Raw genomic sequence first — 20,910 nt, 5'->3', positions numbered from 1 at the left:
TCGGCTGAAGCACGAGGGATGTGAGAGAGGGTGGGGACGGCGAAGGCCGGGAGCCCCCCCGCACTGACGAATCAGCTCAGGGGGTTCCCGGCCTTCAGGAAACTACACCTTGGAAACTACAGAATAGGGGCTATTTCTTGGCGCCCTTTTCCCAGCCAATGGTGGTCCAGTCCGGAACGTTGGAGGTGCTCTTGAAGAGGGACGGACCGTAGTTGGCCAGGCCCGTGCGCACGAACTGGATCTCCGGGCCGTTCAGCAGAGTACCCATGGAGAAGTACTTCTCCATGTGCTTCTTCTCTACCTCCATGGCGGCCTTGTTGCGCTCTTTGTCATCAGCAATGGTTGCCAGGCGCTTGATTTCAGCGTCCAACTCAGCGTCGCCAAGCTTGTTTTCGTTGGTGGTGGACTCGTAGAACTGCTTAACTCCGCTAGTGGCATCCGCGCCAACGGTGTAGCCCGAAATCGTGAGGTCAAACTCCCGTGATCCCAGAACCTTCTGGAAGTCCGCGTCACCTCGCTGCTCAACCGCGACATCCATGCCCGCGGCCTGAAGCTGCTTCTGCAGGGTCTGTGAGACGGCCGCCCGTGTGGGATCCTCGCCAAAGTAGGTCACCTTGAAAGTTACTGGGACGCCGTCCTTGGCCATGATGCCCTTGTCATTGGCAGTGTAGCCCGCGTCAGTGAGTACCTTCTTGGCGGCCTCAGCGTCCGCGTCCTTTACGGGGTAGTTGTCTTGGTAGTACTCGGAGAACGGCATGAGCATCATCGAGCCCGAGCTTTCCTCGGACCAGTTCAGGCCGTTGAACTGAACATCTCGGAGAGCTTTTCTGTCCACGGCCGTGAAGATGGCTTTGCGGATGGCCACATCGGCGAGGGCGGGCCGCTCGGCGTTGATGTTGAGACCACCGGCGAACAGTCGCTGACCGCGGCGGACCTCAGCGTTCTTGGTTCCTTCAAGCTGCTTGTAGCGGCTCAGAGAGCGGGCGTCAGTAGCATCAATTTCGCCGTTCTTGAAGGCGGCGATGGTTGCGCTGGGTTCCATCTGGCGCCAAATGATCTTGTCCAGGACAGGCTTCTGGCCCCACCACTTGTCGTTGGGAACCATAGTGACCGTCTTGGCGGTGGTGTCGTAGTTCTCCACCTTGAACGGGCCAGCCATCCATTCAGGATGCATGTTGCCCGCAAAGCCGTTGTTGAAGATTTCTGCGGTGTTGATGGCCGGGTGGATCAGCCCGAAGAACAGGTCCTCCAGTGGGTAGACCGGCTGACTGGTGGTGACAATGACTTCTTTGTCGTTGGCCCCGGCCTTGACTGATTCAACAAACGGATACGCCCCGGGGTTGACGATGTCAATCGCCTTGTCTTCGCCGCGGGACATCTTCCACGTGTTCTCGAAGGTCTTGACGTCGATCGGGGTGCCATCGTTCCAGGTCGCCTTCTCGTTGACCTTGATGGTGATGGTCTGTTTGCCATCTTTGATTTCGCTCTTGACCTCTTCGCAGAAGTCCTTGTTCGGCTCAGCCTTGCCGTCAAAGTCCAGCTTCCAGCAACCGCCGATCCCGCCGCTGCTAAGGGCCGCCGGATTGACCGGAGTCAACACAGCTGAGGTGGCGGCGCTATTCCCGACGTTGGAACTATTGTTGAAATCCGGACCCAGATCGACAGTTGGCAACGTCACTGTCCCGCCCTGCTCCAGATCCTTTGCTTCCTTGGCGTTGACGCTGATCAGCTTGCTGATATCGCCTCCGCTCTCTTCGGCCTTCTGAGAGGCCGGACCCGACGGCGTTCCCCCGCCGCAAGCGGTCAGCATAAGCGTTGCTGCGAGCGCTACGCCACCGATCGTCGTGTACTTTTTCATGGTTTGCCCTTCATGTTTACGACTGGAAATTCATTTGCGAGTTGAGACCAGGGATTCATTTCAAAAGCGTCATATGTCGTCAGGCATGCACCACCAGCATGTCGGAATCTATCTCTCCGTCGGGGAAGAAGCATGCGAAGTCCTGTGTGCCTTCCTTTTCCGAGGCCAATGGCGGCTCCAGATTAAGGCACTTCTCCTGCTTCGCGGCGGGTAGTGCGGCAAATACGGGACAGCGGGTGGCGAAGTTGCACCCCTTGGGAGCATCAAGGGGGCTGGGCAGGTCGCCCTGCAGGATGATGCGTTCGCGGGTGCGTTCCAGGGAGGGGTCCGGCACCGGGATCGCGGACAGCAGTGCCCGGGTGTAGGGGTGGCGCGGGTTGTCGAAGACGTCGTCCACGTCTCCGGTTTCCACAATCTTGCCGAGGTACATCACGGCCACACGGTCGGAGATGTGCCGGACCACCGAGAGGTCGTGGGCCACCATGAGGTAGCTCAGGCCCAGTTCGGCACGGAGTTTGTCCAGCAGGTTGATGACACCGGCCTGCACGGATACGTCCAGCGCGGACACGGGTTCATCCAGCACCACGAGCTTCGGATTGACCGCGAGCGCCCGGGCAATGCCGATGCGCTGGCGCTGGCCGCCGGAGAACTGGTTGGGGAAGCGGTTCACATGGTCAGGTTGCAAGCCCACCAGCTTCATGAGTTCCATGATGCGTTTCTTGATGGCGGCCTTGGGCATGCCCAGGTTTTCCAGCGGTTCGGCCAGGACCTCGTACACCGTGAAGCGCGGATCCAGGGCACCTGTGGGGTCCTGGAAAACCATCTGCATTTCCTTGCGCATGGCCATCTTGGTCTTGTGATCGGTGGCCACCTTGTTGCTGACGCCGCCGATGACCACTTCGCCCACCTGGTCCGGGTGGAACTCCATGATTTCCAGGAGTGTGGTGGTCTTGCCGCAGCCGGACTCCCCCACAATGGAAACGCACTCGCCTTCGCGGATATCGAAGCTGAGGCCGTCCACGGCCTTGACCGTGCCGATCCTTCGCTTGATCAAGGCACCCTTGAGCAGCGGGAAATGCTTTTTGACGTCCTTGAGTTCCAGGACCTTTTGGCGCTCGACGCGGGCGACGCCGTCGAACTTTGACACCGGCTTGGGCGGCGCATGGAAAATCTTGTGAGCGTCAGCGTTACCGGACAGTTCGCCAGCCTTGATGCAAGCGGCTTTGTGTCCCAAGGTCTGTCCCTCAACACCGGGCACCGGGAACAGTTCCGGTTCCCCGTGCAGGCAGGCATCACTGACCATGGGGCAACGGGCAGTGAAGGAGCATCCGGTCACCGGCAGGGCCAGGTTGGGCGGCGTCCCTTCAATGGGAACCAACGACTGCCTGGTGGCGGTGTCAACACGGGGAACTGCGCCGAGGAGGCCCAGCGTGTACGGCATCCGCGGGTTGTAGTAGATGTCCTCCACAGTGCCGGTTTCCACAGGCTTGCCCGCGTACATGACCATGATGTCGTCGGCCATGCCGGCCACGACGCCGAGGTCGTGCGTGATCATCACGACGGCGGCGCCGGTCTCCTCTTGCGCGGTGTGCAGGACTTCCAGCACTTGCGCCTGGATGGTGACGTCCAACGCCGTCGTGGGTTCATCCGCGATAAGTACGCGCGGATCGTTGGCGATCGCAATGGCGATCATCACGCGCTGCCGCATACCGCCGGAAAATTCGTGCGGGAAGGCCTTCAGCCGGTCCTTGGGGCTCGGGATGCCCACCATGCGCAAAAGGTCGACGGCGCGGGCTTCTTTCGCCTGCTTGCTCATTGTCGGGTTGTGGACAGTCAGCGCCTCAATAATCTGGGTGCCCACCGTGTAGACCGGAGTCAGCGAGGACAGCGGGTCCTGGAACACCATGGCGATGTCACTACCGCGGTGCTTGCACATGGCTTTGTCGCTGAGGCCCAGGAGTTCCTTGCCCTTGTAGCGGACGGAGCCTGTGATGTCCGCGGTTTCGGGCAGGAGTCCCATGATGGCCATGGACGTCACGGACTTGCCGGAGCCGGACTCGCCCACAATGCCCAGCGTCTTCCCCGGCATGAGGTCGAAGTCGACGCCCCGGACTGCATGGACCACACCGTTCTCGGAGTTGAAGCGGACGTTCAGGTCGCGGACGCTGAGGACGGCATCGCCGGGTGCGTAGAGTCCGGCGTCGCGGAGGCGCTCGGCGGGAGTGGTGTTGGTGCTCATTTGGTGGTCTTCTTCGCAGTCTGGGGCTTGGCCTGCTTCGCCCGGCCGATGGAACTGGAGCTGGGGTCGAAGGCGTCGCGGAGGCCGTCGTTCATCATGGCCAGCGAGCCGGTCAGCAGGAACATGACGGTGAGCGGAACCCAGAACATCCACGGGAAGGAGGACACCTGGCCGGTCGCTTGCCCGATGAGGACACCGAGGCTGACGTCAGGGAGCTTGATACCGATGCCGATGAAGGAGAATGCCACTTCGGCCAGGATTGCGCCGGTGATGCCACGGGTGAAGTCGAGGACCAGCAGTGAGCCGATGTTCGGAACGAGGTGGCGCCATACGATCCTGCGGGACGGGACACCCATGTAAGTGGCGGCTTTGACGTAATCGCGCTGCATCAGGGACATGGCCAGCGAGCGCACCAGGCGGGCGGTTCCCATCCAACTGAAGAACAGGAGCACGACCACCAGCAAGAGCCAGCTGGGGAGGTCCTTGAGCCCACCACTTCCGCTGGTTGCGACGGCGACCACCAGGATGGCGGGCATCATGATGAGCGCTTCAAGGATGAACAGCATGGTGGCATCCACCTTGCCGCCGAAGAACGCCATGGTGCAGCCGTACACCGCCGAGATCAGCACGGACACGCCGCCCACGATCAGGCCGATGAGAATGGAAGTCCGGGTGCCATCCACAATGAGCGCCATGAGGTCGATGCCGGCCTGTGTGGTCCCCAACAAGTGGTCCGGCGACGGCGGCATACCGATGTTTAGCGGATCAAGGGTGTCCTTGTCCCACGAGGTCAGGAACCCGCCAAAGATGGAGAAGAGGAACAGCGCCAGGAAAATGAACAAACCGGCGACGGCGGTCCGGTTCCGCATGAAGCGACGGAAGATGATCCGGGACTTCCCAATGACGACGTCCTGGTCGGCAACCCGGGCTTCGTCGATTTCCGCAATGGGATCAATGATGTTGGTCATTACTGGACCCTCACTCGTGGATCGACCAGCGTGGTGGCGAAGTCGGCAAGGATGGCGCCGATCGCGAAGATCACGGAGCCGTAGGCCAGCGTGGCGGTGGCTACGTTGACGTCCTGAAGGCTGATGGCCTGGATACTCCAGAGGCCGATGCCGGGCCAGGCGAAGATGGCCTCCGCGAAGAAGCCGCCCGTGAAGATCGCCGGGATGGTGAACGCAATGCTCTGTGCCACCGGGATGAAGGAGACACGCAGTGCGTGCTTCCTGATGGCCTGGTTGCGGGTCAATCCCTTGGCCCGGGCGGTGCGGACAAAGTCCGCGTTCACGTTGTCCAGGAGGTACTGCCGCTGGGCGATCTGGTAACCGGCCCAACCGAAGATGGTCATCGCGAAGGTGGGCACGGCGTAGTGGGCCACAAGGTCGACGAAAGCCGGCCAGCCTGGCTCAATTCCCGGCGTCGAAATTCCCGTCACGAAGAAGATGCGCTCGCCCACTGCCTCATTGATGCTGATGGCGCCCAGCTGCACCAGGAAGTAGGCGATGGGCGCGGGGAGGATGTGGACCAGGTAGCTGTAGGACGTGATGACGCGGTCTTGGAATTTGTACTGGCGGGCGGCGGAGTAGACGCCGAGCGCGACGCCGATGATCAGTGTCAGGATGATCGAGGCGATGAACAGCCGGGTGGAGACCAACACGCGGTCCGCGAATTCGGCGTTGACGAAGGCCCCGTTCGGGCTGCGGCCCCAGTCCCAGCGGGTGATGATGCCCCAGAGCCATTGAATGTACCGTTCCCACGGGTTCAAATCCGGATCCAGTCCGAGTCCCCTGAAGGACGCCGCTACCTGTTCGGGGGTTGGCCGCGGGATTTTCTCCTGCTCCAGTACTGCGGGCTTCAGCGACGAGACCGCCAGGAAGTACCCCGCGCTAGTGGTCAGGAAGATCATGATCAGGTAAATGCCCGACCGCTTCATCAGATATTTCAGCATGTCGGGCGGCTGCCCCGAATCGTGGCAAAACTCAATGCTCGTCCTTCCGCGGTTCCCGGCTGTGGCCGGCGTCAGCTACGAATTGGCGCAGCGGGTTCTTGGGCCCCCCGCACCCCTTCAGTGATCACCAGCCCTGTATGGCATGCGTCACATTCAAGAGGAAACTACCACAATAACTGCTTCACGTTTTGCTTCGAGGCGTCCGGTTTCGCGCCTGCAGCCAGATTGTTATGTGCAGGTTGCGCCATGTTTACGACGCCGGCAGCATTGTTGCGCTGTCAGCGGGACGGATGGGGGCGCTAACAGTGCCGGCTGGCGCCGCGGTGTGCTCTAAGCGGCGCCCATGAGCCGAGTGACCAGATCGCGCCATGACTCCGCTAGCCGGGTGGGGGAAATGCCGCGGACACGGACGTCGTCCACTATCCGCTCAGGGTCCAGCGCGTAAGTCAGGGACATCGCCATCACCCAAGGATCCGCGATTCCCGCCTCCCGCAGCAGGACCTCCATATGTCGATGCGAAAGTTTGGTCGCCGGGACATCGAACCTGTTACGGGTAGCCGCCCCGGCGGCTTTCAAGAGCTCGCCGTTCTCGAGGACAAAATAGATGCGCCCCTCCCCGAAGGCCACCAAGCGATCCAGCGGTGCGGCCCCCGGACCAAGCGGCGGCGGCCCGAACATGAAGCCGTGCTGGAATTCGGACTCGGAGTCACTCAGCAGGGTCATCATGAGCCCGGCGCGGCTACCAAAGCGGCGGAATACTGTCCCCTTGCCCACTTGGGCCTTGCAGGCGAGCGCATCCATGGTCAGCGCTTCAGCGCCAAACTCGGCCACCAAGTCCCGGGCAGCATTAAGCAAGCGCTCGCGATTCCTCGCTGCATCACTGCGCTCGTGGGGCGCACCCAGGGGCACGTCCGGACGGATTGGGATCGAGCTCACAGAAATATTCTAGACCCCGGGAATAGAAAGCGGACCATAGTCCGTTTAGTATCGGTGAAGGCCCCAAAGCCCAGACATCGCAGGTCGGGTCCGCAAGGTACCCGGCCAGACACAAGGAGACACCATGTCCAAGAGCACTGTTCTTACCCTCGTCGGCAGCCTGCGCGCCGATTCCCACAACAAGAAGCTCGCCGAAGCCATCCAGCTGAACGCACCCGAGAACGTTGACGTGCGGATCCACGGCTCGCTGGGCACCATCCCCTTCTACAACGAAGACATCGACGTCGAAGGCCAGGTTCCCGCCGAAGCCGCCGCCCTCCGCGCTGCAGCAGCCGACGCCGACACCATCCTGCTGGTCACCCCCGAGCACAACGGCACCATGCCCGCCTCCCTGAAGAACGCCATCGACTGGCTGTCCCGCCCGTTCGGTGCCGGCGCCCTCTCCGGCAAGCCGACCGCCGTCGTCGGAACCGCCTTTGGCCAGTTCGGCGGCGTGTGGGCCCAGGACGAGGCCCGCAAGGCCGCTGGCATCGCCGGCGCAAAGGTCCTTGAAGACGTCAAGCTGGCCGTTCCGGGTTCCATGATCCGCTTCGCTGAATTGCACCCGAAGGACGACGCTGAAGTTGTTGAGCAGATCAAGGGCATCTTCGAGCCCCTGACCGCCGTTCAGGACGAAGAAGAAGCAGCAGCTTAGTCTCTACGCTTTTGATGCCCCTGTCCCGCTTTCGGCGGGGCGGGGGCATTCGCGTTTCTTCAGCTTTGCCGTGCCGGGCGTGACCAACTCTTGTCCGAACCGTCACCCTAACGGCATGTTGTGATCCGCCGTCCAGTCCTAACGTAGGAAGTACAGGTGGACGGACAGGAGCGCGGGCTGTCATGCATGCCGGACGGGGAACAAAAAGTACGACGGCGATCACGGCCGCCTGCCTCCTCTTCGGCCTGTGGGTGGCTGGCTGCACCGCAGTGCCCGCTGGACCTGAAGATTCCGAGGTCGCCGGACCGTTGCCGACAGTTTCCGTGACTCCCCCTGCCGTGCCCAGTACCGAGCCGGTGGCTTCAACCCCTGCGGCGTCGGCTTCAGGGACTTCGGCCCCTGCACAGCCCAGCCCGGGTACTCCCTCGGTTGCCGTCCCGGCTGCGCCGCCCGCACCATCCACCGCGCCCCCGAGCAGCCCGTCGCCTGCGCCGACCCAGCCGGTGCCCGTCGTCGAGCCTTCACCCCAGCCGGGCACCAGCGCACCCGAACCAACAGCGACCGCAACGGTCATACCCGTGGACTCTGCCGACTCCGGACCAGCGGTCTACTACGTAGCAATTGACGACGGCGGCGCCCGCGGCGTGCGGTTCGGATGTAACGACAGCCTGGTACCGGTCAGGGGCGTTGCCGTGCCCGGCGATCCGTTGTCCGTGGCACTCGGCCGGCTGCTGGAGGCCGGGATGCCGGTGGACAGCGACGCGGCCCTCTACGACGCCCTGGCTGATTCATCCCTGCGCTACCTCTCCGGCTACAAGAGCGGGGCAACAGTGGTGGTTAACCTCAGCGGATCACTGCGGCCCGGGGGTGTGTGCGACATTCCACGGATCCAAGCTCAACTGACCCAGACCATAGTGCAGGCCAGTGGTGCTTCGCGTGCCGAGATCTACGTGAACGGCCGGACATTGACGGAGGCGCTAAGCGTGCGGTGATCCCGCGCCTGCCGTTCTTCAGGGAGTGGCTACGCCGTTGCGATAGCCAGCACCCTCCGCAGTGCCCACGCCACACGCAGCAGGGCAAGAACTGAAGCGAAGGCCAGCACGAAGACCAGCGCCTGAGGGATCCACAGGCCCGTGACGGCGTCTCCTTCGAGGATCACCGTGACCAGGGCAGCAACCACCAGCAGGCCCAGCCCAGGGATGGCAAACAGGAACACCTCGCCGATCTGACGCCGGTAGGTAGCGGATAGTTTCTCCAAGGGAAGTTCGCGCTGACCCGGTGCAGCTTTCTTTCCCAGCACGTTGATCAGCATGGAAACACTGGTGAGGGTCAGGCCAGCCGTAGCCCCTGCCAGGGTCGCGAGCGTTTGGAAGAGGGTACGCCGGGCGCCGGGGTCCACGTTCTCCAGCATCAAGGGTTGACGCGCAAGCAGGGCGAATCCCAGCCACAGCAGCACGGCCAGTGCAGCCCATCCGAAGTCAGCGCTGGGGTGCAACAGAAACCAACGCCACAAAGTCCTGCGGCGGCCGGTTCGCTCGACGTCAACCTCGTACAAGCTCATGATCCGCACCGCCTTGGTTCTCCCCTGGTGCGTGACTGGCTGGTACGTGCCTGGCTGCTTCCGGACTAGCCGCTACGTGACCGCCCTTTTCAGCGCTCTCCACCGCGGCCGCCAAAGCTGCCCGAACAGTGGCCATTCCACCCGCAACGATGTCCGGCACCAAACCTGAATCAGCCGAGCCCTTGATGTCCGGCAATGTCCTCGCGAAAAATGCCTCGTTGTCCCTGGCCTGTTTATTGAGGATGGCGATAGCCTCAGCGGTGGACTTCTGAGGATCATTGAAGACGTCCGGATCCACTTCGATGTGCGAGATGAACCGCTCCTTCAGCAGGTCCACCACCTCACGGTCCCCCGTCAGGGAGTCCTTGCCCTCCGCCACAACATAATCGAAATGTTCCACGGACCCGGCCCTGCGGAAGAGGTCGATCAGCTGTTGAATGCGGTCACGGATCCGCTGTTTGTCCTCTGCCTTGCCGGACCTGCCCACGCTCAAGGAAATACGGAATGTACCCTCATTCATGAGGCGCGACGCGCTGTCCAGGACATCGGCCCACTCGCCCTCCATGAGCTTCCCGGACAGACGTTCGGCGGGAAGGGCGAACTCGAAACGGCTCACCTCCAGTCGGGTGAGGATTTCCTCGATATCCTCGCGGACCACCGGCACCAGGGCTGGCTCAAGCCCCAGCATTCCCTCGAGATACTCGCCCATCCTGGACGCGCGGGGGCCGTTGCCGCTGGTCAGCACAGCGATGACATTCCTCTTCAGGAAGGCAAAGTAGGTGGTCTCCAGCAGATGGTCACCCGGGGCCAACGGCAGAGGCTTCCGCCGTCCGAGCGCATCTCCCACACTCGGAAGATTGGTGTCCCGTACTCTGTCCAAGAGCAGCACGGGGTGCGGCGACGACGCCACAGCCTGCGCGAGCAACACTGTGCCGTCAACACTAGTGAAGTGCCGGTCCGTCCCGGCATCCTGGGCCTTCTTCAGCACCTCGGCCACGCGGCGCGCCGGAAATGGCCGGCTGAGCCCGTCACCGTTCAGCTGCTCGATCCGCCAGAACTGCACACTGCGCCGTGCCATGGACCCTCCCCTCGTCTTCCGTGACCCACGCTATCGGCGAGGTCCGACATTAAAGCCGAGTGCCGCCGTCGAGCCTTTCAGCTACCTCACAAGCTGTACCGGGCTCACAAGCTGTATTTGGGCCCCGGGGCGAACAGCGAGTCCATCTCATCGTGGCTGCGCGTCCCGGCCAAGCCCGCCCAATTGCCATCGTCCAGGATTTCCTTAGCCACCCGGGCCACCTTGGCGTAGGCCGCCTTGGCTGCGTTCCCGCCGATGCTGACGCGACGAACCCCGGCGTCGTGCAGTTCCAAGGGCGAGGGATCTCCGACGCCCGCCAAAGCGTTGAGCGGCGCCGGAATCCGGCTGGACAGCTCATGCAGGGCATGCAAATCCACGACGCCGGGTACAAAGACTCCGTCCGCGCCCGCAGTCAGGTAAGCCTCGGCGCGCCGCAAGGTCTCGTCAAAGGCCGCGTCGGGGAACTGACCTGACAGGTAGGTGTCCGTGCGGGCGTTGATGAACAGCGGTATACCGCGATCGTCCGCAACAGCACGGATCAAGGCAAGGCGGCGTGACTGTTCCGCGATGTCAGTCAGCGGCTCCACGGCGGAGTCTTCAATGTTGATCCCCACAGCGCCCGCGTCCAGGACGGCGTGGACAGTGGCGCGGAGTTCGTCATCGGTGCGTCCGTAGCCCGTCTCGATGTCTGCCGACACCGGCAACCGGGTAGCCCCAACCACTCGACCGAGCGCGGCCATTGCCAAGCCCCACGGCACGTGGTCCCCGTCCCGGAACCCCAGGCTCCAGGAGACGGCCGAGCTGGAGGTGGCAATCGCCGTCGCACCTGCCTCCTCCACAACGCGGGCGGAAGCCGCGTCCCAGACGTTCACCAACACCAGAGGCGTTGGCCCGGCGTCGTGAAGTTTGTGGAAGTTTTCGGCCTTGGTCACGGGTCCCCGGTGCGCTGTCATAGCTACATTCCAGCCCTTCCCGATCCCGGCGTAAAGCTTGGCCTGCGAAAATGGGACGATTCGAAAACAACTGTTGCCTCTTTAGCAACATCGAGGAGTATCCTGTCACTGTGACCCACGAAACATTGGATGCCGGCGCAACGCTGCCCGCTGAAGCCATCGACGCCATTGAGCGGGCCGCCACGGCCGCCCACCCGCACGAGGAATTGTTCTCCGCGCGGGCCGCCAACATCAAGCAGTCCGCAGTCCGGGATGTCTTCGACATCTCCATGCAGCCGGGCCTTGTCTCCCTCGCTGGAGGCAACCCCTACCTGCAGTCGCTGCCGCTGGAGAAGCTGGGCCAGACCGCTGCCCGGATCATCGCAGAAGAGGGCATGGCTGCCCTGCAGTACGGTGGCGGCCAAGGCACCGAAGAACTCCGCCAGCAGATCTGCCAGATCATGGCAGCCGAGGGAATCACGGACGCACTCCCCGAAAACGTCGTCATCACCGCGGGATCGCAGTCCGCACAGGATGTCGCCACCAAGGTCTTCTGCAACCCCGGCGATGTTGTCCTGGTGGAGAACCCCACGTACGTGGGCGCCCTGAACACGTTCGAGGCGTACCAAGTGCAGGTGGAACCTGTGGAAATGGACGACGACGGCCTGGTACCCGAGCTGCTTGAAGCCAGGATCGCGGCACTCCAGTCCGAGGGAAAGAACATCAAGTTCCTCTACACGATCCCCAACTTCAACAACCCTTCCGGGATCACCCTGGCCGCGGAACGCAGGCAACGGATCGTCGATATATGCCGTGAGGCAAATATCATTGTCCTGGAGGACAATCCCTACGGACTCCTGCGGTTCGACGGCCACCCCATCGCGCCGATGCGCGCCGCCAACCCGGACGACGTCATCTACCTTGGCTCATTCTCCAAAATTTTTGCCCCCGGACTGCGCATTGGCTGGGCCCTGGTTCCCGCCCACCTGCAGCGTCGTTTCTACTTGGCCTCCGAGGCCGTCACCCTCTGCCCGCCGCCGCTGAACCAAATGCTCGTCTCGGCATACCTGCGTGAGTACGACTGGGAAGGGCAGATCGACACCTACCGGGCCCTCTACGCGGAACGCTGCAAAGCACTCCTTTCCGCACTGGAGGAGCACATGCCTGCGGGGCTCACCTGGACACGCCCGGATGGTGGCTTCTTTGTTTGGGTCACGCTGCCTGAAGGCGTGGACACCTATCCCCTGCTCGGGAAAGCCATCGATGCCGGCGTCGTCTTCATCCCAGGGGCAGCCTTCTCCCCTGCCGACGGCCCCTCCAACAAGCTGCGACTCGCCTTCAGCGCGGTACCGCCGGATACGATAGCGGAAGGTGTCCGCCGATTGGCCCCTGTCCTGGCGGATGCCATTGAAGCTACCAATGAAGGAGCACCACAATGACCGGAGTTGTGATCGTCGGAGTAGACGGCAGCGAAACGGCGATGAGGGCGGCGCAGACTGCCCAGCAGTTGGCAATCGGCCTCGGCGCCAGCCTTCGAGTGGTCAGCGCTTTCGACAGCAACCGAACAGAGGTTGTTGAGATCGGCACCGATAAGTGGATTGTCTCCGACGCCGCCGAAGCTGAGGCTGTGGCCCGTGCCGTAGCCGAGCGCCTGGCAGATGACCGCCTCGAGATCACCTACTCCGCGGCCCGCGGCAAACCGGGTGAAGCTTTGGTCAAGGAAGCTGAAGTACAGGATGCCCGCCTGATCGTGGTGGGGAACCGTCGGATGCAGGGCCTGGGTCGCGTCCTCGGGAGCGTAGCCAACACCGTTGCACACACCGCACCCTGCGACGTGTACATCGCCAAGACCGACCAGCCGTAACGCGAGCTGAATCACGTCGCCGGGTGGGGAGCCTCACCCGGCGATTGGCGTAATTTGAGCCAAACCCCGGAAGTCATCGTTATAAAATCGAGATGCCCCCAATGGCGCGTGCCACCTCCATTTACTGACTTCAGGGGATCATCTTCTTGCTTACTTTGCAGCCGCGCCAGCGCGTGGGACACGACATCCTGCTTGCCCGCCACGGCAACCACATCAGCACCATGCGCTACGACCGAACCAACGATCGCATCATCGCCATGCTCGACGACGGCTCCTGGGACAGCGCCCCCAACATGATCACTCCCGGCCTTGATATGCCGGAGACCATCAGCAGCGTTTTCCGCAAGGATTGGCGCTTCCTCTCCTTGGCCTGCGTTGCCATGGTCACCGTTGCCGCCATCGCGATGGGCATCAGTGTCGAGATGGCAAACAACATGTCCACGACGGAACTTCAGGCACTGCTGGTCAGCTACCCGGCCTTCTAGCGCCTTCCCGTTCCCACGGTTTAGGCCCCGCGGGGAGCGCATCCTCATCGGCGACCAAGCTGTCGTCGAACGTGAGAGCTACCTGCCCTCCCGACTTCCGCCTGCGCACCAGGAAAATAACGGCTCCTACTGCAAGCCACGCGGCGCCCAGCAGGTACGTGAACCAGGCCAGCGAAGTCCAAAGCCAGGCGATGAAGGCAAAACCCAGCACCGGCATGACCAAGTTGCGCATGGTCCCCGCTGTTCCCCGCTTCCGCAGGTCAAAAAAGACCACCTTGATGGTTGCCAGGTTCACCACGGCGAAGGCCACCAGAGCTCCGAAGTTAATCATGTACACCGCCTGTTCCAGCGTGATGACAAGGGCGATCAAGGACACCGCGGAGACAAGCGTTGCCGCGAAGTATGGGGTTCGGAACCGTGGGTGCAGCCTTGCCAAGGCCCCGGGCAGGATCCCGTCCCTGCCCATGGCGTAGATGACGCGACTGACGCTCATCTGGGCAGCAGTACCGCAAAGGACCAACCCGCCAAGGTTCACGATCACGAATACCACCATGAGCACATCGCCTCCGGCGCGCTGCATGAGTTCGGTCCCCGCAGCATCGAGGTTCTCGATTGACCTCCACTCGGGAGCGATGAGACTACCGGCCACGGAAAACAGGGTGTATCCCAGGCCAGCAAACAGCGTGGACAGGATGATGCCCCGCGGCACATCGCGCTGCGGATTGCGTGTCTCTTCGGAAAGGGTGGACACGCCATCGAATCCCAGGAAGGCGAAGGCCACAATGGCCGCGGCCGCCATCACCGGCGCAATCCCACCCTCCCCCAGGGTCAGAGGCCGGGCAAGATTGTCGAAGGACAGGTCCGGGGCGTTAACCACAGCCAGGACAAGGAACACCAGAATCACCAGAACCGAGGCCGCCACCACCACGATGTTCATCTTCTTGATCCATGCAACGCCGATCACGCTGAAGAGCCCCACCACCAAAAGGCAAAGCAGGACGGCGAGCTGCGGCGCTATGACGGGCACCAGGCTATTGAGATACAGGCCGAAGAGCAGGAAGTTCACCATCGGCAGGAACAAATAGTCCAGCATCATGGCCCAACCCACCAGGAACCCCACTGGGCTTCCGAACGCACGGGAGGCGTAGGCGTAAGCTCCACCGGTTACGGGGACGTGCCTGGCCATCTGGCCATAACTATGCGCGGTGAACAGCATCGCCACCAGCGCAGCGACGTAAGCGGCCGGTAGGTGCCCGTCGCTGATCTCGGTCCCCGCACCGTAGACCGCCACCACGGACAGGATGCCCATGGAGGTCAGGCCAAACGCGATGAGCGACGGTAGGCCCAGAACGCGTCTGAGCGTAGGGACCGCTGCCGGGCCATCCATTGTGCTTCTTCCAGTGATGGTCATGGGTTCTCCTCGATGCGATGCGGGTCACATAAATGAATGTTGTTCATTAGAGTAAGTCGCCGCATGGTCCATGTACAGCTTTGGTATCCCAAAAATTCTTGAATGACGACTCCCCGCGATCATGCTTGGCCAAATTGCAGGGCCCGTGGTGGAAACTTCTCTGGGGTCTGAATATTTGGTATACCTAAAATGAGTACAGCGAAAGGACTCCGATGACTGCACCAGCGTTAAAAATCAGCAGTAGGGGCGAGCCTCCCTATGGACGGGGTCTCATGATCACGCCTGGTTTCGTCGACGTGCACATCCACCCGGACAAAACCACCTGGGGCTCCGGCTGGATGTCCCGCGTACCAGCGCAAACACTGACGGACCTCATAGGGAACGATCTCCGGGCACAGCTCGCGTTTCAGGACAGCGTCGAGGACCGAGCTTATGCCTTGATGAGCCATGCCGTCCTCAACGGGACCATGGCCATGCGGGCGCACGTGGATGTGGGACCGCAAATAGGCCTCAGGAACATGCACGGTGTTCGTGCAGCCGCTGAGCGTTTGGCTCCGTTCCTGCAGGTCCAGGTGGTCGCATTCCCGCAGTTCGGCCTGCTGAGCAACCCCGGCACACTTGACCTCATGGAGGCTTCCCTGGCGGAAGGGGCAGACCTCGTGGGTGGGATCGATCCGGAGTCGGTGGACGGCGACCTGCATGGACATCTGGATGCCGTCTATGCGCTGGCCAACAAGCACGGCAGGGACGTGGACATCCACCTGCACGACGTCGGTGCGGACGGCTTGGCGCAGCTGAGTGTCATCGCTGAACGCACCGTGGCCGAAGGCATGCAAGGGAGAGTCACTATCGGGCACGGTTTTGCTCTCTGCGATGCCTCACATCCCGATCTTGGCTCTACGTTGGACGCCATGGCCGAGGCAGGAATCTGGATGGCTACCTGCGCCCTTGGAGCCGATCCCGTACCGGATCTAGACCTTTTTGAAAAACATGGGGTCAAGGTTGCCCTCGGCTCAGACGGAGTCCGCGATGCCTGGTCTCCGTTCGGCACCGGCAGCATGATGGATCGCGCGCACCTGCTGGGTTACCGCACAGGAGCCTCCACCGATGCGGAGTTGGAGCGCTGCTTCCGGCTTGCCACATCAGCTGGTGCAGAGCTCATTGGATCAGCCGAGGTGAAGAACTTCTCCGGCCCGGAATCCGTTGACCGGCTCGAATTCGCTGCGAACTCCATCCCGGAGCTGGTAGTTGACCGATCCGCTCCACTGAGGGTGGTGCGGGGTGGCAGAGCTGTGGCCCTCCAAGCTTGATCGGACGGCAGCTAGAGCATCCACTCCCGCAGCAGCCACCACAGGCCTGCGATCACAACGCCTCCAAACAACGAGCCTGCAATGACCTGGGCCAAGGTATGGGCCCGCAGGACCAGCCGCGACCAGCCAACAGCCGGCACGAGAAGTAGCAGAGGGAGCCAAGCCGGCCCGAACATGAGGATGGCTATGACCACTGCAGCCGAAAGCGCCGAGGCATGCCCGCTCATTTTCCAGAACGCGCTGACAACCGCCAGTATCCCGATCCCGCCTATGAGCGCGATGATCATCACCGTGACACCCACTGGACCACTGAGCAAGTGCAGCACGAGCAAACCAACCAGCACTGACACCAGCGTCATCAGAAGCAGCGCGGGCCGCTGACGGCGGTCACTGACATGGTGGTCCGTGATCCTTCCCAGCTTCACCATCACCAGGACATACGCCAGCGGAAGTACGCAGACGAACATCGCCGCGAGCAGCCCGAACCATAGGGTGCCCGGGTACCCGGGTTCCGTCGCAGGGCTGATCAGCAGAAGGGCCAACACAACAACGGGTGGCTGGAAAACTTCCGTCAGCACTCGGGCAACCCTGCGCCACGGCCCTGTCACCAGTTGAGGGGGAACGTGGCCTGTTTGGCCTGTTTCCTCTGTTGCAGTTCCGCACCCGGTTGCTGTTCCGGTGCCTCTTGCTGTCCCGCTGCCTGGGCCGGACCGGGCATTCTCGTCAGTCAAGCAGGAGAGCCGGTTCTTCGAGAATGGAGGCCACGTCCGCCATGAAGCGCGCGGACAAATCACCGTCCACCACGCGGTGGTCGAAGGAACCGCCAAGAGTAGTGATCCAGCGCGGGATGACCTCGCCGTCCAAGACCCAAGGCTTCTGCTTAATGGTTCCGAACGCAATGATGGCTACTTCGCCCGGGTTGATAATGGGCGTTCCTGTATCAATACCGAGTGCGCCGATGTTGGTGACAGTCAGGCTTCCACCCTGCATCTCAGCCGGCTGTGTCTTCCCTGCCCTGGCCTTGGTTGCCAGCTCATTGAGGGCCAAGGCCAATTCCTTCAGGGACAGATCCTGGGCATCCTTGATGTTGGGGACCATGAGGCCGCGAGGAGTTGCAGCGGCAATTCCCAGGTTCATGTAGTGCTTCACATGGATCTCCGCGCCGCCTTTACCATCGGCGTTGTCCACCCACGTCGCGTTGACGCTGGGGTTGCGTGCGGCGGCCCAAATCACTGCTTTGGCCAAGATGAGCAGGGGCGAAACCTTGATGCCTTCGAAGTCGCGTGAGACCTTCAGCCGCTTGACGAACTCCATGGTCCTGCTGGCATCCACATCCACGAAAATGCTGACGTGCGGAGCCGAGAAAGCTGAATCCACCATGGCCTTGGCGGTGGCCTTGCGCACGCCCTTGACCGGCATCCGCTCCACGCGCTGATCCTGCGGCTTCTTGGACGCCCCCCAGAAGCTGTCCGCTTGGTCATGCTCAGCATCACGTTGGGCCTGATAGCTCACCAGGTCCTCGCGGGTCACTTCACCGCGTTGGCCGGTAGCCACCACATCAGCGAGGTCGATTCCCAGATCGCGGGCGAATTTGCGCACAGGAGGTTTTGCAAGGACCTTGTTGACCAGACCACTGATGGTTCCGCTGATAGCGGCACCGCGGGAGGCAGCAGCCTGCGGCGCTTCGGCTGTGACGGGTTGCGCTTGAGCGGCAGGCGTCTGGGTGACGGGCGCGACGCCGGCGGCTGCCGCCGTCGTGCGGTGTGCAGCAGGAGTTTCTGCTGCCTTGGCTTCCAGTGCGGCTTGGTGGTCCTGGACAGTACCTTCTGCGTTCTCCTCGACCGTAGCTGCCTCAACCACCGGCCCAGCCGGGCGTTTGCGCGCACGGCGTTTGACGGCGTCAGCCTTGGGCCCGGAACCGACCAACGGGCCGCCTGCCGGACGGTTGTCGTCGCCTTCGTCGTCGACCAGCAACTTTCCGTAGAGGGGCATCTCGACGGCGGGTGCCTCCGGGGCAACCGGCGTCACGGGTGCGGCATCCCCATCCTGTCCTTCCGAAACAGCGATGATCGCCGTGCCGACCTCCACTGTGATGCCTTCCTCCACCAGCAGCTCAGTGACAGTGCCTGCGAAAGGCGAGGGCAGCTCAACGAGGGACTTGGCGGTCTCGATCTCGCACAGGACATCGTTGATGGCAACGACGTCCCCCGGCTTGACCTTCCAAGCCACTACCTCGGCCTCGGTCAGGCCTTCGCCAACGTCCGGCAGGTTGAATTTCTTTACAGTCACAGTGGTCCTCGATTTCCGGTTACCCGGCAGCGAAGCCGGGCTGGATCAGGGCGGTTAGTAGGACGGCGGTGAACAGGCGGTCCTGGTGGAACCGGCAGTTCTAGTAGGACAAGGAGCGGTCGAGCGCCTCAAGGATCTTGTCGATGTCCGGCAAGTAGTCCTCTTCCACCTTGGCAACGGGGTATGGCATGTGGAAGCCGCCAACTCGAATGACAGGAGCCTCCAAGTGCAGGAACGCCCGTTCACTGATGCGTGCAGCGATCTCGCCGCCGATGCCGCCGAAAGTGGGGGCCTCGTGGGCCACGATCAAGCGGCCTGTCTTCTTGACCGATGCTTCCACGGTGTCGAAGTCCAAAGGTGAGATGGAACGGAGATCGATGACTTCAATGCTCCGTCCGTCCTCCGTGGCGGCGTTGGCGGCCGCCAATGCGACCGGCACCAGCGGGCCGTAGGCCACGATGGTTGCATCCGTACCTTCACGAACAACGTGCGCTTTGAAGGGATCCTCGGAGAGACCGGCATTATCCACGTCCACTTCACCCTTGAGCCAGTATCGGCGCTTGGGTTCGAAGAAGATGACGGGGTCCTGGCACTCGATGGCCTTTTGGATCATCCAATAGGCGTCATGGGCGTTGGACGGCGAAATGATGCGCAGACCCGCAGTGTGGGCGAACAGCGCTTCAGGTGACTCGGAGTGATGCTCGATAGAGCCGATGCCGCCGCCGTACGGAATGCGGATGACCACCGGAACGGTCAACTTGCCGAGGCTGCGGGCATGGATCTTGGCCAGTTGGGTGGTGATCTGGTTGAAGGCCGGGTAAACGAAGCCGTCGAATTGGATCTCGCACACCGGCGAGTATCCGCGCAGCGCCAAGCCAATGGCTGTGCCGACGATGCCCGATTCAGCCAACGGGGTGTCAACGACGCGATCGTCGCCGAACTCTTTGATCAAGCCATCGGTGACACGGTAAACACCGCCCAGGTGTCCGATGTCCTCGCCCATCAGCAAGGACTTGGGGTTGTTCGTCAGCGATGCCCGGAGACCCTCATTGATGGCCTTCGCAATGGTCATTGTTGCCATCAGTTAGCTGCCTCCTGGTCGCTTTCGAAGCCGGCCGAGTATTCCTCGAACCACGCAAGTTCTTCCGCAATCAGCGGGTGTTGTTCGGCGTACACACTGGCGAAAGCGTCGCGGATATCCGGGACCTCGAGGCCATGTGTTGTGCTGCGGACGTACTTGGCGAGTTCATCGCCGTCGGCCTTCACTTGGTCGAAGAACGCCTCGTCCGCTAGGCCTTCGGTACGCAGGTACTTCTCCAAGCGGTCCAGCGGATCCTTTTCGCGCCAGGCAGCTTCTTCCGCGGATTCCCGGTACTTCGTGGGGTCATCGGCAGTGGTGTGTGCACCTACCCGGTAGGTGTAGGCCTCAATGAGCACAGGGCCCCGGCCCTCGCGGGCGTGTTCGAGTGCCCACTCCGTAACGGCGTGGACTGCTATGGCATCATTGCCGTCCACCCGGATACCCGGGAAACCGTAGCCCTTGGCACGGTTGGCCAACGGAACCTTGGTCTGGACCTCGGTGGGCACCGAAATGGCCCAGTGGTTGTTCTGGCAAAAGAACACAACCGGAGCGTTGTACGACGCAGCGAAGACCATGGACTCATGGACGTCACCTTCGGAGCTGGCACCGTCGCCGAAGTACGCGATCACCGCGGCCTTGGGGTCTGTGGAATCAGCGGCGGCGAGCTTCTGGTCCCTCTGGATACCCATGGCATAGCCAACGGCATGGAGAGTCTGGGCTGCGAGTACCAAGGTGTAAAGGTGGAAGTTGTTCTCCCGCGGGTCCCAGCCACCGTTGGAGACACCACGGAACTGCTTGAGCAGCTCGGCAAGGTCCACGTTGCGGACCAGAGCGACGCCGTGTTCGCGGTAGGTGGGGAAAATGTAGTCCTGGGACTGGCTGGCGTGGGCCGAACCGATCTGCGCGGCCTCCTGCCCGGTCAGTGGCACCCACAAGGCAAGCTCGCCTTGGCGTTGCAGTGCCGTGGCTTCCTGGTCAAAGCGCCGGATCCTGGCCATGTCGGTGTAGAAAACACGGAGCTTCTCCGGATCAATCCGCTTGGCGTAGTCCGAGAAGACAGGATCGGAACCCAGTGTCCCGTCAGGTCCGAGCAACTGCACCATTTCTACTGGTTCGCCTGGCGCGGCTGCTGCCGCGGTGGTTGCCGCGAGAGTTTCTTCCGTCCCGGGGGGCAGTTGTGTCGAGCCCATTCCGTCTCCTTGCTTGCCGTGGCGGGGCGCC

General features: G+C 62.3%; 19 protein-coding genes. 6 read left to right on the top strand and 13 right to left on the bottom strand.

Going from position 1 to position 20,910, the window contains the following annotated elements:
- Nucleotides 1-130: 130 nt before the first annotated feature.
- The 5 genes from J3A64_RS19925 to J3A64_RS19905 all read right to left on the bottom strand — a co-directional run bounded on the left by J3A64_RS19925 (nt 131) and on the right by J3A64_RS19905 (nt 6,984).
- Nucleotides 131-1,858: an ABC transporter family substrate-binding protein gene (locus J3A64_RS19925; RefSeq protein WP_210065536.1), complete on the bottom strand. Its 1,728-nt coding sequence runs from the start codon at nt 1,856-1,858 to the stop codon at nt 131-133.
- Between the two features lie 79 nt (nt 1,859-1,937).
- Nucleotides 1,938-4,097, bottom strand: coding sequence for an ABC transporter ATP-binding protein (locus J3A64_RS19920; protein ID WP_210065534.1), 2,160 nt, complete (start codon nt 4,095-4,097; stop codon nt 1,938-1,940).
- Nucleotides 4,094-5,065, bottom strand: a complete 972-nt coding sequence (locus J3A64_RS19915; protein WP_014923099.1) for an ABC transporter permease — start codon at nt 5,063-5,065, stop codon at nt 4,094-4,096. Before J3A64_RS19915 ends, J3A64_RS19920 begins: the two co-directional genes overlap by 4 nt.
- On the bottom strand, nt 5,065-6,048 hold the full coding sequence (locus J3A64_RS19910) for an ABC transporter permease (protein WP_011776480.1): 984 nt from the start codon (nt 6,046-6,048) through the stop codon (nt 5,065-5,067). The genes J3A64_RS19915 and J3A64_RS19910 overlap by 1 nt, the downstream gene beginning before the upstream one ends.
- Nucleotides 6,049-6,378: 330 nt before the next feature.
- Complete coding sequence (locus J3A64_RS19905) at nt 6,379-6,984, bottom strand: TetR/AcrR family transcriptional regulator (protein WP_193352630.1); 606 nt, start codon at nt 6,982-6,984, stop codon at nt 6,379-6,381.
- Nucleotides 6,985-7,108: 124 nt separating this feature from the next.
- On the opposite strand from J3A64_RS19905, the gene J3A64_RS19900 reads away from it, so the two are divergent.
- Nucleotides 7,109-7,678 carry an NAD(P)H-dependent oxidoreductase gene (locus J3A64_RS19900; protein WP_210065532.1) on the top strand — a complete coding sequence of 190 codons (570 nt, stop codon included), beginning with the start codon at nt 7,109-7,111 and terminating at the stop codon, nt 7,676-7,678.
- 182 nt (nt 7,679-7,860) lie between these two features.
- The gene (locus J3A64_RS19895; RefSeq protein ID WP_014923103.1) at nt 7,861-8,670 is read left to right on the top strand and encodes a GerMN domain-containing protein; all 810 of its coding nucleotides are present in this window, start codon (nt 7,861-7,863) and stop codon (nt 8,668-8,670) included.
- 29 nt (nt 8,671-8,699) lie between these two features.
- Here J3A64_RS19895 and J3A64_RS19890 read toward each other — a convergent pair whose 3' ends face one another.
- The 3 genes from J3A64_RS19890 to J3A64_RS19880 form a co-directional block, all read right to left on the bottom strand.
- The gene (locus tag J3A64_RS19890; protein WP_210065530.1) at nt 8,700-9,239 is read right to left on the bottom strand and encodes a hypothetical protein; all 540 of its coding nucleotides are present in this window, start codon (nt 9,237-9,239) and stop codon (nt 8,700-8,702) included.
- Nucleotides 9,220-10,317 (bottom strand): hypothetical protein, encoded by a 1,098-nt coding sequence (locus tag J3A64_RS19885; RefSeq protein ID WP_011776485.1) that lies wholly within the window; start codon nt 10,315-10,317, stop codon nt 9,220-9,222. Before J3A64_RS19885 ends, J3A64_RS19890 begins: the two co-directional genes overlap by 20 nt.
- Before the next feature lie 104 nt (nt 10,318-10,421).
- Nucleotides 10,422-11,270: an isocitrate lyase/phosphoenolpyruvate mutase family protein gene (locus J3A64_RS19880; RefSeq protein WP_043470799.1), complete on the bottom strand. Its 849-nt coding sequence runs from the start codon at nt 11,268-11,270 to the stop codon at nt 10,422-10,424.
- A 110-nt stretch (nt 11,271-11,380) separates the two neighbouring features.
- Between J3A64_RS19880 and J3A64_RS19875 the strand changes: the two genes are divergently transcribed.
- The 3 genes from J3A64_RS19875 (at nt 11,381) to J3A64_RS19865 (ending at nt 13,598) form a co-directional block, all read left to right on the top strand.
- The gene (locus tag J3A64_RS19875; protein WP_210065528.1) at nt 11,381-12,688 is read left to right on the top strand and encodes a PLP-dependent aminotransferase family protein; all 1,308 of its coding nucleotides are present in this window, start codon (nt 11,381-11,383) and stop codon (nt 12,686-12,688) included.
- Nucleotides 12,685-13,113 carry a universal stress protein gene (locus J3A64_RS19870; RefSeq protein WP_011776488.1) on the top strand — a complete coding sequence of 143 codons (429 nt, stop codon included), beginning with the start codon at nt 12,685-12,687 and terminating at the stop codon, nt 13,111-13,113. Before J3A64_RS19875 ends, J3A64_RS19870 begins: the two co-directional genes overlap by 4 nt.
- A gap of 173 nt (nt 13,114-13,286) precedes the next feature.
- Entirely contained in the window at nt 13,287-13,598 is a 312-nt protein-coding gene (locus J3A64_RS19865) for a hypothetical protein (RefSeq protein ID WP_014923108.1), read from the top strand.
- Here the strand turns inward: J3A64_RS19865 and J3A64_RS19860 are convergent.
- Complete coding sequence (locus J3A64_RS19860) at nt 13,579-15,009, bottom strand: APC family permease (protein ID WP_210065526.1); 1,431 nt, start codon at nt 15,007-15,009, stop codon at nt 13,579-13,581. The two genes, J3A64_RS19865 and J3A64_RS19860, sit on opposite strands and share 20 nt — an antisense overlap.
- Nucleotides 15,010-15,281: 272 nt before the next feature.
- On the opposite strand from J3A64_RS19860, the gene J3A64_RS19855 reads away from it, so the two are divergent.
- A complete protein-coding gene (locus J3A64_RS19855) occupies nt 15,282-16,319 on the top strand; it encodes an amidohydrolase family protein (RefSeq protein WP_286176415.1) in 1,038 nt (345 codons plus the stop codon).
- A gap of 11 nt (nt 16,320-16,330) precedes the next feature.
- Here J3A64_RS19855 and J3A64_RS19850 read toward each other — a convergent pair whose 3' ends face one another.
- The 4 genes from J3A64_RS19850 to pdhA form a co-directional block, all read right to left on the bottom strand.
- Complete coding sequence (locus tag J3A64_RS19850) at nt 16,331-16,927, bottom strand: phosphatase PAP2 family protein (RefSeq protein WP_210065522.1); 597 nt, start codon at nt 16,925-16,927, stop codon at nt 16,331-16,333.
- 115 nt (nt 16,928-17,042) lie between these two features.
- Nucleotides 17,043-18,608 carry a dihydrolipoamide acetyltransferase family protein gene (locus J3A64_RS19845; RefSeq protein WP_011776493.1) on the bottom strand — a complete coding sequence of 522 codons (1,566 nt, stop codon included), beginning with the start codon at nt 18,606-18,608 and terminating at the stop codon, nt 17,043-17,045.
- A 100-nt stretch (nt 18,609-18,708) separates the two neighbouring features.
- Nucleotides 18,709-19,689 carry an alpha-ketoacid dehydrogenase subunit beta gene (locus J3A64_RS19840; protein ID WP_011776494.1) on the bottom strand — a complete coding sequence of 327 codons (981 nt, stop codon included), beginning with the start codon at nt 19,687-19,689 and terminating at the stop codon, nt 18,709-18,711.
- Nucleotides 19,689-20,879, bottom strand: a complete 1,191-nt coding sequence (pdhA, locus tag J3A64_RS19835) for a pyruvate dehydrogenase (acetyl-transferring) E1 component subunit alpha (RefSeq protein ID WP_011776495.1) — start codon at nt 20,877-20,879, stop codon at nt 19,689-19,691. Before pdhA ends, J3A64_RS19840 begins: the two co-directional genes overlap by 1 nt.
- Nucleotides 20,880-20,910 lie beyond the last annotated feature (31 nt).

It is taken from the genome of Pseudarthrobacter sp. PvP004 (assembly GCF_017876035.1).
GTDB lineage: Bacteria > Actinomycetota > Actinomycetes > Actinomycetales > Micrococcaceae > Arthrobacter > Arthrobacter aurescens_A.
The sequence above is the reverse complement of the archived record's forward strand: the minus strand, read 5'-3'. Positions and strand labels throughout refer to the sequence as shown.

Coding starts and splice junctions, on each gene's coding strand:
- J3A64_RS19925 (WP_210065536.1), bottom strand. CDS start 1,858: ATGAAAAAGTACACGACGATCGGTGGCGTAGCGCTCGCAGCAACGCTT.
- J3A64_RS19920 (WP_210065534.1), bottom strand. CDS start 4,097: ATGAGCACCAACACCACTCCCGCCGAGCGCCTCCGCGACGCCGGACTC.
- J3A64_RS19915 (WP_014923099.1), bottom strand. CDS start 5,065: ATGACCAACATCATTGATCCCATTGCGGAAATCGACGAAGCCCGGGTT.
- J3A64_RS19910 (WP_011776480.1), bottom strand. CDS start 6,048: ATGCTGAAATATCTGATGAAGCGGTCGGGCATTTACCTGATCATGATC.
- J3A64_RS19900 (WP_210065532.1), top strand. CDS start 7,109: ATGTCCAAGAGCACTGTTCTTACCCTCGTCGGCAGCCTGCGCGCCGAT.
- J3A64_RS19895 (WP_014923103.1), top strand. CDS start 7,861: ATGCATGCCGGACGGGGAACAAAAAGTACGACGGCGATCACGGCCGCC.
- J3A64_RS19890 (WP_210065530.1), bottom strand. CDS start 9,239: ATGAGCTTGTACGAGGTTGACGTCGAGCGAACCGGCCGCCGCAGGACT.
- J3A64_RS19885 (WP_011776485.1), bottom strand. CDS start 10,317: ATGGCACGGCGCAGTGTGCAGTTCTGGCGGATCGAGCAGCTGAACGGT.
- J3A64_RS19880 (WP_043470799.1), bottom strand. CDS start 11,270: ATGACAGCGCACCGGGGACCCGTGACCAAGGCCGAAAACTTCCACAAA.
- J3A64_RS19870 (WP_011776488.1), top strand. CDS start 12,685: ATGACCGGAGTTGTGATCGTCGGAGTAGACGGCAGCGAAACGGCGATG.
- J3A64_RS19860 (WP_210065526.1), bottom strand. CDS start 15,009: ATGACCATCACTGGAAGAAGCACAATGGATGGCCCGGCAGCGGTCCCT.
- J3A64_RS19855 (WP_286176415.1), top strand. CDS start 15,282: ATGATCACGCCTGGTTTCGTCGACGTGCACATCCACCCGGACAAAACC.
- J3A64_RS19840 (WP_011776494.1), bottom strand. CDS start 19,689: ATGGCAACAATGACCATTGCGAAGGCCATCAATGAGGGTCTCCGGGCA.
- pdhA (WP_011776495.1), bottom strand. CDS start 20,879: ATGGGCTCGACACAACTGCCCCCCGGGACGGAAGAAACTCTCGCGGCA.